This window comes from Pseudoalteromonas sp. SR44-8 (assembly GCF_014163635.1).
Lineage (GTDB): Bacteria > Pseudomonadota > Gammaproteobacteria > Enterobacterales > Alteromonadaceae > Pseudoalteromonas > Pseudoalteromonas rhizosphaerae.
Map to the genome: position 1 here is coordinate 20,708 of NZ_JACJDS010000051.1, position 15,535 is coordinate 36,242.

The 15,535-nt window shown below is 41.5% G+C and carries 12 protein-coding genes; 8 read left to right on the forward strand and 4 right to left on the reverse strand.

Going from position 1 to position 15,535, the window contains the following annotated elements; all coding sequences use genetic code 11:
* Positions 1–5 precede the first annotated feature (5 nt).
* The 5 genes from H5183_RS19685 to H5183_RS19705 all read left to right on the forward strand — a co-directional run bounded on the left by H5183_RS19685 (position 6) and on the right by H5183_RS19705 (position 6,427).
* Complete coding sequence (locus H5183_RS19685; RefSeq protein WP_182732501.1) at positions 6–3,161, forward strand: efflux RND transporter permease subunit; 3,156 nt, start codon at positions 6–8, stop codon at positions 3,159–3,161.
* Positions 3,154–4,530: a TolC family protein gene (locus H5183_RS19690; protein ID WP_182732502.1), complete on the forward strand. Its 1,377-nt coding sequence runs from the start codon at positions 3,154–3,156 to the stop codon at positions 4,528–4,530. The genes H5183_RS19685 and H5183_RS19690 overlap by 8 nt, the downstream gene beginning before the upstream one ends.
* A 17-nt stretch (positions 4,531–4,547) precedes the next feature.
* Entirely contained in the window at positions 4,548–5,573 is a 1,026-nt protein-coding gene (locus tag H5183_RS19695; RefSeq protein WP_182732503.1) for a zinc-binding dehydrogenase, read from the forward strand.
* Between the two features lie 84 nt (positions 5,574–5,657).
* The gene (locus H5183_RS19700; RefSeq protein ID WP_182732504.1) at positions 5,658–6,062 is read left to right on the forward strand and encodes an NUDIX hydrolase; all 405 of its coding nucleotides are present in this window, start codon (positions 5,658–5,660) and stop codon (positions 6,060–6,062) included.
* A gap of 41 nt (positions 6,063–6,103) precedes the next feature.
* Entirely contained in the window at positions 6,104–6,427 is a 324-nt protein-coding gene (locus H5183_RS19705) for a GNAT family N-acetyltransferase (protein ID WP_182732505.1), read from the forward strand.
* A 102-nt stretch (positions 6,428–6,529) separates the two neighbouring features.
* On the opposite strand, the gene H5183_RS19710 is transcribed toward H5183_RS19705, so the two are convergent.
* From H5183_RS19710 to H5183_RS19720, 3 genes are read right to left on the reverse strand one after another with little or no spacing between them, the layout of a single operon-like run.
* Positions 6,530–7,153: a membrane integrity-associated transporter subunit PqiC gene (locus tag H5183_RS19710; RefSeq protein ID WP_182732506.1), complete on the reverse strand. Its 624-nt coding sequence runs from the start codon at positions 7,151–7,153 to the stop codon at positions 6,530–6,532.
* Positions 7,153–8,808: an intermembrane transport protein PqiB gene (gene pqiB / locus H5183_RS19715; protein WP_182732507.1), complete on the reverse strand. Its 1,656-nt coding sequence runs from the start codon at positions 8,806–8,808 to the stop codon at positions 7,153–7,155. The genes H5183_RS19710 and pqiB overlap by 1 nt, the downstream gene beginning before the upstream one ends.
* Positions 8,809–8,817: 9 nt before the next feature.
* On the reverse strand, positions 8,818–10,044 hold the full coding sequence (locus tag H5183_RS19720; protein ID WP_149980384.1) for a paraquat-inducible protein A: 1,227 nt from the start codon (positions 10,042–10,044) through the stop codon (positions 8,818–8,820).
* 149 nt (positions 10,045–10,193) lie between these two features.
* Here H5183_RS19720 and H5183_RS19725 point away from each other — a divergent pair, with 149 nt between their 5' ends.
* Positions 10,194–10,970 carry an ABC transporter substrate-binding protein gene (locus H5183_RS19725; protein WP_145236099.1) on the forward strand — a complete coding sequence of 259 codons (777 nt, stop codon included), beginning with the start codon at positions 10,194–10,196 and terminating at the stop codon, positions 10,968–10,970.
* Here H5183_RS19725 and H5183_RS19730 read toward each other — a convergent pair.
* Positions 10,959–11,774, reverse strand: a complete 816-nt coding sequence (locus tag H5183_RS19730) for a thioesterase family protein (protein WP_182732508.1) — start codon at positions 11,772–11,774, stop codon at positions 10,959–10,961. The genes H5183_RS19725 and H5183_RS19730 overlap by 12 nt on opposite strands.
* Positions 11,775–12,018: 244 nt before the next feature.
* Between H5183_RS19730 and dnaK the strand changes: the two genes are divergently transcribed.
* Both dnaK and dnaJ read left to right on the forward strand, forming a co-directional pair.
* Complete coding sequence (gene dnaK, locus H5183_RS19735) at positions 12,019–13,935, forward strand: molecular chaperone DnaK (protein WP_182732509.1); 1,917 nt, start codon at positions 12,019–12,021, stop codon at positions 13,933–13,935.
* Between the two features lie 187 nt (positions 13,936–14,122).
* On the forward strand, positions 14,123–15,265 hold the full coding sequence (gene dnaJ, locus H5183_RS19740; protein ID WP_145236090.1) for a molecular chaperone DnaJ: 1,143 nt from the start codon (positions 14,123–14,125) through the stop codon (positions 15,263–15,265).
* Positions 15,266–15,535 lie beyond the last annotated feature (270 nt).

A 15,535-nucleotide genomic window follows, 5' to 3' on the forward strand; every position in this document is an offset into this window, starting at 1 on the left:
GAATAATGAAATTTTCTCACTTTTTTATTCAACGACCGATATTTGCAGCCATGCTGTCATTGGTGATTTTAATTGCCGGTGGTATTTCGTTGTTTCAACTGCCGGTCAGTGAGTATCCTGAAGTTGTTCCGCCGACAGTTGTGGTAACTGCGAACTACCCAGGAGCAAATCCAACCGTAATAGCACAAACTGTGGCTACTCCATTGGAGCAAGAGATCAATGGTACTGAGAACATGTTGTATATGTTTTCCCAAGCGACCAGTGATGGGCGTATGACACTGACAGTAACGTTTTCATTGGGAACGGATTTAGATCGTGCGCAAGTACAAGTACAAAATCGGGTTAACAGTGCTTTGCCGCGACTACCACAAGAAGTGCAGCGCTTAGGCGTCGTCGCTGAAAAATCATCACCGGATCTAACCATGGTGGTGCACTTATTCTCACCGGAAAAAACACATGATACAGCGTATCTATCTAACTACGCTGATTTATATGTGAAAGACCAAATTGCACGTTTGAGTGGCGTAGGCGATGTAAAATTATTTGGTGGTGGTCAATATTCAATGCGAGTGTGGCTTAACCCCGATGCATTAGCGGCACGAGAATTAACCGCAATGGACGTCGTCAACGCATTGCGTGCGCAAAACCAACAAGTTGCAGCGGGTAGCTTAGGTGCACAACCTGCTTCAACAGACAGTCAATTTCAAATATTGTTAAATGTAAAAGGGCGCTTAAACAGTATTGAAGAGTTTCAGCAAGTGATCATTAAAGTGGGTGAACAAGGTCAATTAACACGTCTAAGCGATGTTGCTCGAGTCGATTTAGGCCAAAATACTTACTCACTTAGAGCTGAACTTGATAATCAACCAGCACTGGCGATGCCGATATTTCAACGTCCTGGCTCTAATGCGATTGAGCTTTCAGATCAAGTACGCGAAACCATGGCGCGTTTATCGAAAGATTTTCCAGCTGGTGTTGAGTACGACATTGTCTACGACCCTACGGTATTTGTTCGCGGTTCGATTGATGCGGTGATCAAAACGTTACTTGAAGCTATCGCGTTAGTGGTAATTGTAGTGGTGTTATTTTTACAAACCTGGCGTGCTTCGATTATTCCACTTATAGCTGTGCCAGTTTCACTGATTGGTACTTTTGCGGTGATGCAGTGGTTAGGGGTCTCGATCAATACGCTGTCGTTATTTGGTTTAGTACTTGCCATAGGTATTGTGGTCGATGATGCTATCGTGGTGGTCGAAAACGTTGAACGTAACATTGAACAAGGTTTATCACCTCTGGAAGCAACGCGCGTGGCGATGACTGAAGTGACAGGGCCTATAATCGCGATTGCGTTAGTGTTGTGTGCAGTGTTTATTCCTACCGCGTTTATTAGTGGTTTATCAGGTCAATTTTATAAACAGTTTGCGTTAACTATTACTATTTCAACGGTTATCTCAGCATTTAACTCATTAACTTTATCACCGGCGTTGGCGGCACTATTACTTAAAAGCCATGATGCTAAACCGGATGCGCTGACGCGTTTATTAAATCGTTTATTTGGTCGCTGGTTATTTGCACCCTTTAATCGAGTATTTGACCGTGGCGCCAAAGGCTATCAAAAGCTGGTACAAAAACTAATGCGCATGAGCGTGGTAGTGGTGATTGCATACGTGGTTTTATTAGGCGGAACAATTAAGCTATTTGATGCCGTGCCGGGTGGTTTTATTCCTGCACAAGATAAGCAGTATTTAGTTGCGATAGCACAATTACCTGATGCAGCGAGTATAGACCGTACTCAAGATGTGGTTAGGCAAATGCAAGAAATTGCACTGCAAGTACCAGGGGTTGCTCACACAGTTGCCTTTCCTGGCTTGTCGGTAAATGGTTTTACTAACAGTCCTAATAGCGCCATTGTATTTACACCGCTAGAAGCCTTTAGTGAGCGAAGCGATCCTAGTAAATCGGCGATGGCTATTGCGGCACAGTTAAACCAGCGTTTTAGTGCCATTGATGAAGCATTTGTGGCTGTATTCCCACCGCCGCCAATTCAAGGTTTAGGCACCACGGGTGGGTTTAAACTGCAAATTGAAGATCGCGGTAATAAAGGCTTTGAAACACTATTTAACAGTTTGCAAACGGTGATTACTAAAGCTCAGCAAGATCCTGCGTTAATGGGGCTCTATTCAAGTTTTAGAATTCAAGTACCACAAATGGATATTGATATCGACCGAGAGCAAGCGCTTATTCAAGGTATTCCATTGGATGAAGTATTTAATGCGTTGCAAGTGTATTTGGGCTCAATGTACGTTAATGACTTTAATTTATTTGGCCGTACGTACCAAGTTAATGCCCAAGCTGATGCTGATTTCCGCCTTGATCCAGAACAAATATTGAATCTAAAAGTGCGCAATAACCAAGGGAATATGGTGCCATTAGGCTCGGTATTAACGGCAACGCCTACAACAGGTCCTGATCGAGTGATGCATTACAATGGTTACCCAAGTGCAGAGCTTAATGGTAGTCCAGCGCCTGGTTACAGTTCAGATCAAGCACAGCAAGCAATTGAGCTGATCTTGGCTGATAATTTACCTACGGGTATTGAGTACGAATGGACCGAAGTTACTTTTCAGCAAATTCTAGCGGGTAATACCATGGTCTACGTATTCCCATTAGTGGTGTTATTAGTGTTCATGGTATTGGCTGCGCAGTATGAAAGCTTACGTCTCCCACTGGCTATTATTCTTATTGTACCAATGACAATATTCTCAGCATTAATGGGTGTATGGTTGGTTGGCGCTGATAATAATATTTTCACGCAAATAGCATTGATTGTATTGGTTGCCTTGGCTTCTAAAAATGCCATTTTAATGGTGGAGTTTGCACGTGATAAAAATAACCATGGGTTGAGTCATTTTGACGCTATTTTAGAAGCTTGTCGGATGCGTTTACGACCTATCTTAATGACGTCAATTGCCTTTACTGCGGGTGTCATTCCCTTAGTATTAGCAACGGGAGCTGGAGCAGAAATGCGCCATGCAATGGGCAACGCAGTGTTCTCGGGTATGATTGGTGTAACCGTGTTTGGTTTATTATTTACCCCTGTATTTTATATTTTGGTAACTAAAACCCGTAAAGTGACTACGCAGGAGCAAATTAATGAGTAAGTATAAGTTAACCGCTCTTGTTGTGGCGGGTTTATTAAGTGGCTGCGCCAGTAAAATTGATGAGCAGCAACAGCAAAATCAGCTACAAGAATTTGTTGCAACAACACAAATCGCAGCACAATTACAAGGTCAAGATGAGCTTAACTGGTGGCAACAATTAAATTCAACCCAGTTAAATAATCTTGTGATCAGTGCGCGCGCTAATAATCATGATTTGCACACTAGTCAGTTGCAGTTACAAAGCGCGCTTGCTCGTTTAGGTGGGCAAAAAGCACAGTATCTTCCCCAAGGTGCAGTGGCAGTTGATGCCACTCGCTCAAGTACTGGTAACGTTAACACGCGTCAATCGGAAGCCAATGTTAACCTTGATTGGCAACTTGATTTATTTGGTAAAGTAACTGCGCTTGTTGATGCTGCGAATGCAGGGGCAATGAGTCAAGCGGAACAATTGCGCGCTTTGCATATTGAAGTTGTTACCTCTGTGGTAAAAGGGTTTGTCAGTTTTCAAGGTAATAAGCAAAAACAGCAGATCATTAACCTACAAATTGAAGCATTAGAGCAAAGTATTGCGGTTCTGCGGGCTCGCGTTGAGGAAGGGGTCGCTAATGAGCTTGATTTAAATCGAACCTTAGCACAATTGAAGCAGCAGCAAGCTTTGTTGCCAGATATTGAATACGCGCAATTTCGTGATCTAGCAACGCTTGCGACGTTAACAGGGCAGTTACCTGCTGATCTAACCTTAGTTGATGAGCAAGCGCTGTTTGAGCATGCATTTACTGTAAGTTTAGCCACCCCAAGTGATGCCATTGCACTGCGTCCTGATATTAGCCAAGCATTATTTGAATTTAGCCAAGCTAATTCATTAAGCGTGGCTGCGAGTAAAGCATTATTACCTGATATCAGTTTAACGGCGTTTGCAGGTGTATTGAGCTTAGATAACAACCAGCTTTCTGACACTAAGCAGCAATGGCAAGTTGCCCCACGCATTCAGTGGTCATTATTGAGCTACCCTGCGTTATTGGCGCAACGTGATGCTCAGCAATATCTCAGTGAAGCCGCTTACAGCCAATATCAACAAGTGGTGTTAGAGGCATTAGCGCAGAGTGAACTTTCACTGCAGTTATTAGTCAAACAAACTCAACAACTAGGCTATGCCAAAGCACGTTATGAGTTTGCTAATAATGCCTTTTTACAAGCGCAGGCGATGTACCAAGAAGGGCAAATACCTTACTTAGAGTTGTTAGATGCGCGACAGGATGTTTTAATAGCGCAGGAAAATGCAATTGACTCAACGATTTCGTCATTACTTGCTAAAGTAGACACTTACCAAGTATTTAATGGTCGTTGGAGTTATGCGTTAGTTAATTAAGTTAAGTTGAGTTTTTGATGCCACATACTGATCTTTTATCAACAATCCCCGCGACAATGCGTGCGATTGCGTTACTTGAACCTAATGAACAGATTAATTTATCTGAGCTTGAATTGCCGGTGCCTGATGTTGTAGACAACGAATTGTTGATAAAGGTTGAGTATGTTGCGTTGAATCCGGTTGATGCGTATTTTGCTAAACAAGGTTTTTGTAAATGGCACTATCCTCATACCCTAGGCCTTGATGCTGTAGGGTTGGTGGTAAAAGCCACTAAAGGAGTATTTCCAAGTGTCGGTACTCGGGTTATGTGGCATGGGAATGTTGGCGACCATGGGGTGTTATCGCAATACGCTAAAGTCCCTAACTTTGCTGTATCGCAAATTCCTGACAGCGTTACGTTACAGCAAGCCGCGACATTACCCTGCGCAGGGATGTCGGCATTAATAGCTCTTGATAAACTGCAATTAACCGAAGGTGATTCACTTTTAATTGAAGCTGGTGCGGGGGCCGTCGGTCAGTTCGCCATTCAATTTGCCAAACAACGTGGTGCTACGGTATTTACCACCGCGAGCAAACGCAACCATAAGCTTGTTAAACAATTGGGTGCTGATGTGGTGTTTGATTACAACGATAAAACGCTTAGCGATAAAATTCGTAAAGAACTTGGTCCACAAGGCTTTGATGCAGTGCTCGATTCGATTGGTGGTGAAACCACGGTACGTAATGTTGAATTAATGCGTTTTTGTGGCCGTATAGCGTGCTTAAATCCACTGCCTAAGTTTGAGCAGGAGCTGATGTTCAGACGTGCGCCAAATATAGGTATTGTTTCTTTAGGTGGAGCGTGGTTAGCAAACAGTTTATGTGCTCAGCAAAAAATGAGTTTTATGGGCAATTTATTGCTAGACAATTTAGCCAGTGGCAGTATCAAAATACCGCAGATCATTGAGGTTGAATTTAACGCCAGTAGTATTTCACAGGCGCTGAATAAACAAATTGCTGGTGGCTTTACCGGAAAGCAGGTAGTGAAAATTAGCCATGATTAATTATTAACCGTGATTCATAATCTTTAAGCCTCGCAATTGCGGGGCTTTTTGTTATTGTTTAAGATTATCAACTTAGAGGGAAACATGGCATTTACAGATTTTTATCGACTCAGCGCCCATGGGGTGATCACTAATGCCAGCGGGGAGGTTTTGCTGCTAAAGGCAAGCTATGGTGAGCTAAGCTGGGGATTACCTGGTGGCGCCTTAGATGTCGGTGAAACTGTACATCAAGCACTCATACGCGAATGCCAAGAAGAGCTCGGCTGTGAAGTGAAAATTGAACACTTAACCGGTATTTATTATCACAAAGCGTTTAATTCTCATGCTTTTATTTTTAGAGTTAGTTTGTTAAGAGATGCTGTGATCACGCTCAGCGATGAACACTTAGCACATCGTTATTATAAATTGTCGGAGCTTTCCAAGGTTCAACAACATAGAGTCGCAGCCTGTTTAAATTATACCGGTACAGTTGATAGTGCTGCATTTTAATTTAGCTTAAACGATCACTATCATTAATAGGAAAACGAGATATGAATACGCAACGTTTAATTCTTCGCCATGGCCAGCTAAGTGATGCGTCGTTTATCTTGAGTTTATTAAATCAGCCGAGTTTTTATCGTTATATTGCTGATAAAGGCATTTATAGCAAACAACAAGCCGAAGATTATTTACAAAAAACCTTTATTGATGGCCACCAACAGCAAGGTTTTGGACCTTATATTGTGGCAAATAAACAAGGCATTGCCATGGGCATGGTGGGCTTGTTCCAACGAGAAGCACTAGCAGTGCCTATGAAGCGGCTGCAAAACTATTACACGCGTATCAAGGTAAGTTCAGCTACATTGCCGCGATAGCCGATGCTGACAATACCGCTTCGCATGGGTTATTAAATAAACTCGGGTTTGGGTATATAGGCAAAGCAGTGCTTAATAATGATGGCACTGCTTTAGTGGTGTTTATTCTTGAATAAGAACGCTCAGGGTGGTTGCTACCTGTTGATTAATATTCTGCCAGTTTTGCTCTAAGCTTTCGACAAGGCCTTCGTAGTCATCACCAGTTAAAGGGTTAACCTCACTAAAATAATGAATTGCTTTTAAAGAGCGGCCACTTTCAAACGACGTATAATACAGGCGCCACAAACCAGAAATATCCGCATTACCTTGGTTATCACCATTGAAATGATGTAGCTCATATTCTAATTCATAATAACTTTGCTGATCTTTGTCTGTTATAACAGGTAATCCTTTGACCACCATCCAGTTATCAAGCGTGGTAAATAATGTTTGATGGGCGCTTGCTGTTAGCATTTGATCTGGCGCTTCACTCCATAAGTGATAATTAGCAGCATTGACCTGATTATTATCCATTTTCATTGCAATACCACGGTTATTTAATGCGCCTCGTAAACTTACTGTATTGATCCGTAATTGAGCTGATGTGTCAGTGCTACTGCGCTGCATTGGTTTAATACTTTGCTCAAACTGGTAGTATTTAACGGGTGCATTAAGTGATTGGCTACAACCTGATAATAATAGCACCCCAATAACAGCAAAAAATTGTATACGTAAAAATGTCCGCATTATTGTTTCCTCGGCGTTGGATCGGCAGGCAATGATTTATCAAAAATAAACATATTTGGTTGCTCATTTAAGCCACGCGAGAGTGGCTGTAGCTCTTCACTTAAACGCTTAAACTCTGAGAGTGTTTGTTGTAATTGCTGATGAAATGAGGAGCCTTGTTGATAACTGGCCATGGTTTTTTCAAACTGTTTCATGGTGACATCAAATTGCTGCATACTTTTTGTCATTTCAGCAAAATTACGATTAATATCACCGGGTAAATTTTGGGTATCTTGTTTACTTAACAATGTACGCATTTCATTCGCCAGCGCTTGGTAATCAGCAAACGCGGAATCAATTTGCGCTAAGCTGTCTTCAATTTTTAAATTATTTACTTTATTTAATACGTCAGACACTTGATCTGCTAATACGGTAATGCCACTGGAGACACTCGGAAATACTTGATATTGAGACAGTGTTTCTAACTTAGCAGCTGGGGCATCGTGGTAGATATCAAAATCGACATACACAGCGCCAGTAAGCAAATTGCCTGGTTTTAAAGAAGCGCGCATGCCATTTTTGATCCAACCATCAACACTGCTTTGCCAAAATTGTTTGGCTGAGGCATTGTCATGGTAAATACGGCCATACTCTATTTTTATTAAAGCGGGCACTGCAGTATTATCAGTTCTAAAGTGTGCGGGTTTGCCATCGATCATCACATTCGCAGGTGCTTCTACAACAGTACCTACGCGCATGCCACGATATTCAACCGGTGCGCCGGCACGTAAACCTCGAATAGACTGCTCAAACTCAATTAGGTAATAATCAAAATTATAAAAGCGTTCCTCAAGAGCATCTTTGTAACTATTACTAAGCGAAAAGCTATGACCTTCTTGAGCAAAATCACCCGGCGATTGTTGTTCAGGCAAACCAACCGAGATCCCTCCTTTTAATAACCTGCTTAATGAACCTGTTTTTACATTAATGCCATCGGCAGATAAATCAATTTCAACACCCGTATTGACCCAGAAAATAGAATTTAAGGTGATCAGGTTTTGATAAGGTTCGTTGATGAAAATACCATACTTCATCGCTTGATTCTTCCAATCAAATGTCGCTGTTTCAACTTGACCAATTTTATAATTCTTAAAAAATATACCGGTGCCGACATCCATAACCTCAGCATCATAGCTGAGTAATGAAAAGCGACCGCCTTTGACATCTTTATCAATCAGCGCTGGCTCTTCTTGTAATTTAAAATGCTCTTTTGTTTTACTACTTTCACCTGGTGAAAATTCTAAATATACACCCGATAGTAACGTGCTCATACCGCTGATACCCGTTTCATCAATACGTGGTTTTACTACCCAGATGTTGGCGTCTTCCGTGAGTAAGCCATCATAATGTTTATCAATTTGAGCTCGAGCAATCACACTGTTTTTAGTATCAGAGAGGCGAACGTGATCAACTTGGCCGATTTTCACACTACGTACTTTTATTTCAGTCTTGCCTGCCACGATACCCTCAGCATGAGGCATTGAAATATAAATGGTTGCGCCTTTATTAGCTTGGTATTGGTAAAGCATCCACACACCAACGAGCAAAGCTATAACCGGTATGATCCAAATCGCAGAAATAATAGGTTCTTTTTTTATATTAGCCGTTTCACTCATGCTGTTTCTCTAATTTATGGTCTTTTTATCATTGTTTGGCGAATCCCATAATAGCCGAGGGTCAAACGCGTGTGCTGCAAGCATTTGGCAAATCACCATGATAGTAAAAAATACAGTGCCTAAACCTGGCGTTACTGACATTAAATTTCCTAATTGCACTAAGGCTACTAGAATCGCGACAACAAATACATCGATCATAGACCACTTACCAATAAACTCGGTTAATTGATAGACTTTCGTATAGCCTTTTGTCTGGCCGTTAGCGGGTTTGCTAACCAAAAAGCATAAAAATGTTAAAATGAGCGCTTTAGCTAATGGTACTACTACACTCGCTAAAAAAATGATTAATGCAATAGGGTATGAGCCAGCTTGCCACAGTGTTATTACCCCACCAATTAATGTTGAGGGGGATTCATCCCCCAAACTAGTGGTGTACATTATTGGCAATAAATTTGCCGGAATATAACAGGCAATTGAAGTTATTAACCATGCCGTTGCTTTTTGTACGCTGTGGGGGTTTCTGATATGGGTTTTGCTATTACAGCGAGAACAGTATTCGCTATCGCTTAGTTGATGGCAGACATGACAGGCTCGAATGTTACTATCTATGGCACGATAAGAAAGTTTTGCGGCTGCAATTTCAGCCTGAGGCTGTACTTGATCCCATAATCGAGCACGATTTAAGTGTGCTAATGAGCCAATATAGAAGAGTACAAACGCGGCATAGGCCCAAAAACTAACGCCAAAGCTGACTTCCGCTAGCGACATTATTTTTACCATGCTGACCAATACACCGATTAAAAATATTTCTGACATTATCCATGGCTCTAGCGCTAAGGTGAATTTGAGTAAGCGTCTGGCAATCGTTTGTGGAAGTACTTTAAGTAAGCCTAAATGCAGTGGGATCAAAATAGTGAGTAATGCCATTGGTAAACCAATAATACTAACATCAATAAAAATGCCTAATAAATCGCTGTCGTAATTAAACAAAATACGAGCGGCATCGGGCAAGGTAATCGTCTGTGTAATGCCATTACTACTAAATGAGATAAATGGATAAAACATACTGCTTAGCAGCATGAGTAAAGCACTAATACTGAGTGCTACAATACGGCTGTCATAATTTATATTTGCTGCGCATAGTTTACTGTGACAATGTGGACAGACAGCCATTTGTTTTGCAACTATGTGCGGGATATCAATAATCAAGTCACAATTAGGGCAGGCAGTTTGCAAATTAATAACCACTTAGAAGTATCTTAGATCAAGTTTGCATCAATTATATGCTAAATACAAATGCGAAATTGGTTTAACTAGGCTAGCCTAATAAGAAAGTTGTCATGTAATTTTACAGTTGCTAAAAAGCATCTATCTGTGGGTGGTGAATGAAGTATTTTATAGTGTTTTTTTTTGTTTTATATAGCACTTTTGCATTGAGTTTAGCTGCGCCAAAATCTAGCGACATTATTACCGTTGCGGTAAGCCCTTCTTTGCCTCCTTACGTCTTTAGTGAGGATGATACCGGCTTGCAGTTGCAGATTTTAAAATCTGCGTTTAAAGATCAAGGTATAACAAATCTAGATATAGTCTATATGTCTAATAAACGTGCAGGGCAATCCTTAGAACAAATGAAGGTCGATATTGCGATGAATTATGCGGGGCTCACCACTTCTGCGATTTATCCAAGCCAAAGCTTATTGGCGTATCAAAATGTGGCAATTAGCTTACGTAAAAATAATTTTAAAATTAATACTGTCTATGATCTACTGGGGAAAAGTGTTGTTGCCTTTCAAAACGCCACCGAATTTCTGCCGCCGCCATTTAAAGCATTAACGACTAAATTAAGCGCTTATGAAGAAGTCGTATACCAAGCTGCGCAAGTGGATCATCTAATGAAAGAGTGGGTTGATGTGGTGGTACTAGAAAAACGGGTGTTTTTATATTATCTACAGCAATATAAAGAATCGCACCCAATCAAGCCTATTACAGTACACCCGATATTTCCTGAGGCTCCTCGACCAGCCTATTTTAACAGTAAAGTGTTACAAGAGATTTTTGATATGGGACTTGCCCATATCATTGAAAATGGGCAATACAGTAAAATAATGGCTTTTGATGGCAGTGATTATGCTCAGGTTGTAGAACCAAGCTCAATCAAATAATGCTACGGTTTGGCGGGTAAGCGCAAGCAATTCGCCGGATTGTGACCAAATACAACCATCCTCTAAACCATAGCCATCTTTACAGTGATGAGTTTCTGCTTCAAATCCAAGCCACTCATCGGCTGCCAACTGCGGTGTTTTTACAAACTCTAAATACCACGACATACTGCTGGCGGGCGCTGGTTGGTTAAACATTTGTAATAAAGTAGGCGGCCATGCATCCGTTAAGGCAATAATATGTGCTTCACTAAGTTCTGCTGGCGATTGTTTTAACTTCATCCATCCGCCTAAATGCGACGTTTGGGCTGCTGAAAACGGCATTCCACCTTGCTGAGGGCAAAGCGCGACGTGTTGGAAAAATTCCGGCATGGCACCTGACTGAAATGGTAAAGTGTAACGTTCATTAACCGGTTTTAGGCTCATTGTTTTTGTCACTGGTACTTCAATGGCTGAATCTCGCGATTTTGCAAAACACGCTTGTACGACCACGCTTACTTGGCCGTCCTGCAACGCTTTTGCCAGTACTTGTGTGCTACTTTTTCCTTCCCGTAAAATTTCAACTGAGAGGGAAAAATCAGTATCTGCTAACAAAGGACCTACAAAATTTGTACTAATAGACAACAAACGACGACTTGGTTCTATTTGTTGACGCATTGCCTGATACAGTAGTGAGGCTGATAAACCGCCAAAAGCAGTTCGACCTTGACACCAGTTTGCAGGAAATTGCATCGTTGCGTGAGCTTGTTCAGAATGGGGCAGCTGGCCTATGAGTGCCGCTTGCTTTAATAGTTGATCAAAATGCATGGTGATCCTTTGAGACATTTTTTAATTATTAGTGATTTTATAACACATAAAAACTCATCAGACCAGATTGTGAAATGGCCCCTAATGATGCAAAAAAAGACAATCCACACATTAATTAGGGTTATTTGCAAAATAAATTACAAAAAAGCACTTTTTTTTCATTTTTACAGTTGAATTAAGTTTGTGGCATCCCTATCTACTAGTCATCGAACGTATTAATGAATTTTGAAGTTGGAGATATTTCATGGGTAAAATTATCGGAATCGACTTAGGTACTACTAACTCTTGTGTTGCAGTACTTGATGGTGGCAAAGCACGTGTTATTGAAAACGCGGAAGGCGATCGCACCACTCCGTCTATTATAGCTTACACGCAAGACGGAGAAACTTTAGTAGGTCAATCTGCTAAACGTCAAGCGGTTACTAATCCGACAAACACATTATTTGCAATTAAGCGTTTAATTGGTCGTCGCTTTGAAGACGAAGAAGTACAACGTGATATCGGCATCATGCCTTTTAAAATTATCAAAGCAGATAATGGTGATGCATGGGTTGAAGCGGGCGGCGAAAAACGCGCTGCACCACAAATCTCAGCTGAAGTTTTGAAAAAAATGAAAAAAACAGCTGAAGACTTTTTAGGTGAAGCAGTAACTGAAGCGGTTATTACAGTACCTGCTTACTTTAACGATTCACAACGTCAAGCTACTAAAGATGCTGGGCGTATTGCAGGTCTTGAAGTTAAACGTATCATCAATGAGCCAACTGCTGCTGCCCTTGCTTATGGCATGGACAAAAACAAAGGCGAAAACGTTGTTGCAGTATATGACTTAGGTGGTGGTACTTTCGATTTATCAATCATTGAAATTGATGAAGTTGAAGGTGAGCACACATTTGAAGTACTTGCTACAAATGGTGACACTCACTTAGGTGGTGAAGATTTCGATAACCGCGTAATCAACTATTTAGTTGCTGAATTCAAAAAAGATCAAGGTTTAGACTTAAAAACTGATCCACTTGCAATGCAACGTGTTAAAGAAGCAGCTGAAAAAGCAAAAATTGAATTATCATCTGCACAATCTACAGAAGTAAATCTTCCGTACGTAACTGCTGATGCAACTGGTCCTAAGCACATGAACGTGAAACTAACACGCGCTAAGCTTGAGTCACTAGTTGAAGATTTAGTAATGAAGTCACTAGAGCCATTAAAACGTGCCCTTGCTGATGCTGATTTATCAGTAAGCGACATTGACGACATCATCCTTGTTGGTGGTCAAACACGTATGCCTTTAGTACAAAAAACAGTTGCTGATTTCTTCGGTAAAGAGCCACGTAAAGATGTTAACCCTGATGAAGCAGTAGCCGTAGGCGCAGCGATTCAAGGTGGTGTACTAGCTGGTGATGTGAAAGATGTACTATTACTAGATGTTTCGCCATTATCTCTAGGTATCGAGACTATGGGCTCTGTAATGACGGCGTTAATTGAGAAAAATACGACTATTCCAACGAAGAAATCGCAAACATTCTCAACTGCTGAAGATAACCAAGCTGCGGTAACTATTCACGTATTACAAGGTGAGCGTAAACGTGCTAGCGACAACAAGTCACTAGGTCAATTTAACCTAGAAGGTATTCGTCCAGCACAACGTGGTACACCACAAATCGAAGTTACTTTTGATGTGGACGCTGATGGTATCTTACATGTATCGGCAAAAGATAAAGATACAGGTAAAGAGCAAAAAATCACCATTCAAGCATCTTCAGGCTTAAGCGATGAAGAAGTTGAAAAAATGGTTCGTGATGCCGAAGCACACGCAGAAGACGATAAAAAGTTTGAAGAGCTAGTTGCAGCTCGTAACCAAGCTGATGCATTAGTGCATGGTACGCGTAAGCAAATCGAAGAAGCGGGTGATGCATTACCAAGCGAAGACAAAGAAGCGATTGAAGCGGCTGTTGTTGAGCTAGAAGCTGCGATTAAGAGTGACAAAAAAGACGAGATTGAAGCAAAAACTCAAGCGCTTGCTGAAAAGTCACAAAAGTTAATGGAAATCGCACAAGCTAAAGCACAACAAGGTGGTGACGCCGGTGCCGAGCAGCAACAATCTGCGAAGAAAGATGACGACGTAGTGGATGCTGAGTTCGAAGAAGTTAAAGACGACAAGTAATTGTTGTTAGCGCTTCGCCTAACTGAAAACACGATGACTGATATCGCAATTTAAGTTAGGATGAACAACTAAGGCGCGCGGGCTAAAGCTTGACGCGCCTTTTGCATGTAAATTAGATGATAAATCGATACGATTTATCGATTTATCCGCAGCAATGCTGCAGTAAGAAAAGAGTAGTGTGATAGATATGTCAAAACGCGATTATTATGAAGTCCTTGGAGTGGCAAAAGACGCCAGCGAAAGAGACGTAAAAAAAGCGTATAAACGCTTAGCGATGAAATATCATCCAGATCGTACCGCAGGCGATAAAGAACTTGAAACTAAATTCAAGGAAGTAAAAGAAGCTTACGAGATCCTCACTGACAGTCAAAAACGTCAAATGTATGATCAATACGGCCATGCTGCGTTTGAACAAGGCGGTGGCGGTGGTGGTCATGGCGGCTTTGGTGGCGGTCATGGTGACTTTGGTGATGTATTTGGTGACGTATTCGGTGATATTTTTGGAGGCGGTGGTGGCCGTCGTCAATCGCGTCAGCAACGAGGTTCAGACCTACGTTACAACATGGACTTAAGCTTAGAAGAAGCGGTTCGTGGTAAAGAAGTAGAAATTAAAGTACCTACGTGGGTAAGCTGTGAGCCATGTGACGGCAGCGGTGCAAAAGCGGGTTCTAAACCGAAAACATGTACGACTTGTCATGGTGCAGGCCAAGTGCAAATGCGCCAAGGTTTTTTTGCTGTGCAACAAACCTGTCCAACCTGTCAGGGCACTGGTCAGATAATTTCTGATCCATGTAATAGCTGTCATGGTCAAGGCCGTGTGGAAAAAACCAAAACATTATCGGTTAAAATCCCAGCCGGGGTTGATACTGGCGACCGCATTCGTTTATCTGGCGAAGGTGAAGCAGGGGTACATGGTGCACCCGCTGGTGACTTGTATGTGCAAGTATCGGTACGTGAACACCGTATCTTTGAGCGTGATGGTAATAACCTATATTGTGAAGTGCCGATTGGGTTTACAACGGCTGCTCTTGGTGGCGAAATTGAAGTACCGACTTTAGATGGTCGTGCTAAATTGAAGATCCCAGCTGAGAGTCAAACGGGCAAAATGTTCCGTATGCGCGGTAAAGGTGTTAAGTCTGTCCGTAGTGGCGCAGTTGGTGACTTGATCTGTAAAGTGGTAATAGAAACACCCGTTAAGTTAAATGAACGCCAACGCGAGTTATTGCAAGAGCTTGAGCAAAGCATGGGTAAGGATGGTTCTAAAAACCGTCCAAAAGAAAAAGGCTTTTTTGATGGTGTAAAAAAGTTCTTTGATGATTTAACTAAGTAATCACTCATTACTTATAAAATGGCGCTAATTAGCGCCATTTTTTATTGGCTAACAAAAGCTTATTAATCTGAACTCTGGTTAAGAGATTGACCCTCAAGAGTTCAGGTTTTTATTTGGCTACAGCTTTGCTGAAAACCACGCAGTAATACCAATCGACTTAAATATTTAACCATTCTAGCGAGCTAAATAAAGCGCTAACTGCGTTATAATTTTTTCAAGTAGAACAACTACATGTCAAAATTTACGCCTTGTTATCACTGTATTTATCTG

Bases quoted from the DNA above. Each gene is read 5' to 3' on its own strand.
- H5183_RS19730 (WP_182732508.1), bottom strand. From the start codon at position 11,774: ATGCATTTTGATCAACTATTAAAGCAAGCGGCACTCATAGGCCAGCTG.
- H5183_RS19725 (WP_145236099.1), top strand. From the start codon at position 10,194: ATGAAGTATTTTATAGTGTTTTTTTTTGTTTTATATAGCACTTTTGCA.
- dnaJ (WP_145236090.1), top strand. From the start codon at position 14,123: ATGTCAAAACGCGATTATTATGAAGTCCTTGGAGTGGCAAAAGACGCC.
- H5183_RS19710 (WP_182732506.1), bottom strand. From the start codon at position 7,153: ATGCGGACATTTTTACGTATACAATTTTTTGCTGTTATTGGGGTGCTA.
- H5183_RS19705 (WP_182732505.1), top strand. From the start codon at position 6,104: ATGAATACGCAACGTTTAATTCTTCGCCATGGCCAGCTAAGTGATGCG.
- H5183_RS19685 (WP_182732501.1), top strand. From the start codon at position 6: ATGAAATTTTCTCACTTTTTTATTCAACGACCGATATTTGCAGCCATG.
- H5183_RS19695 (WP_182732503.1), top strand. From the start codon at position 4,548: ATGCCACATACTGATCTTTTATCAACAATCCCCGCGACAATGCGTGCG.
- pqiB (WP_182732507.1), bottom strand. From the start codon at position 8,808: ATGAGTGAAACGGCTAATATAAAAAAAGAACCTATTATTTCTGCGATT.
- dnaK (WP_182732509.1), top strand. From the start codon at position 12,019: ATGGGTAAAATTATCGGAATCGACTTAGGTACTACTAACTCTTGTGTT.
- H5183_RS19690 (WP_182732502.1), top strand. From the start codon at position 3,154: ATGAGTAAGTATAAGTTAACCGCTCTTGTTGTGGCGGGTTTATTAAGT.
- H5183_RS19700 (WP_182732504.1), top strand. From the start codon at position 5,658: ATGGCATTTACAGATTTTTATCGACTCAGCGCCCATGGGGTGATCACT.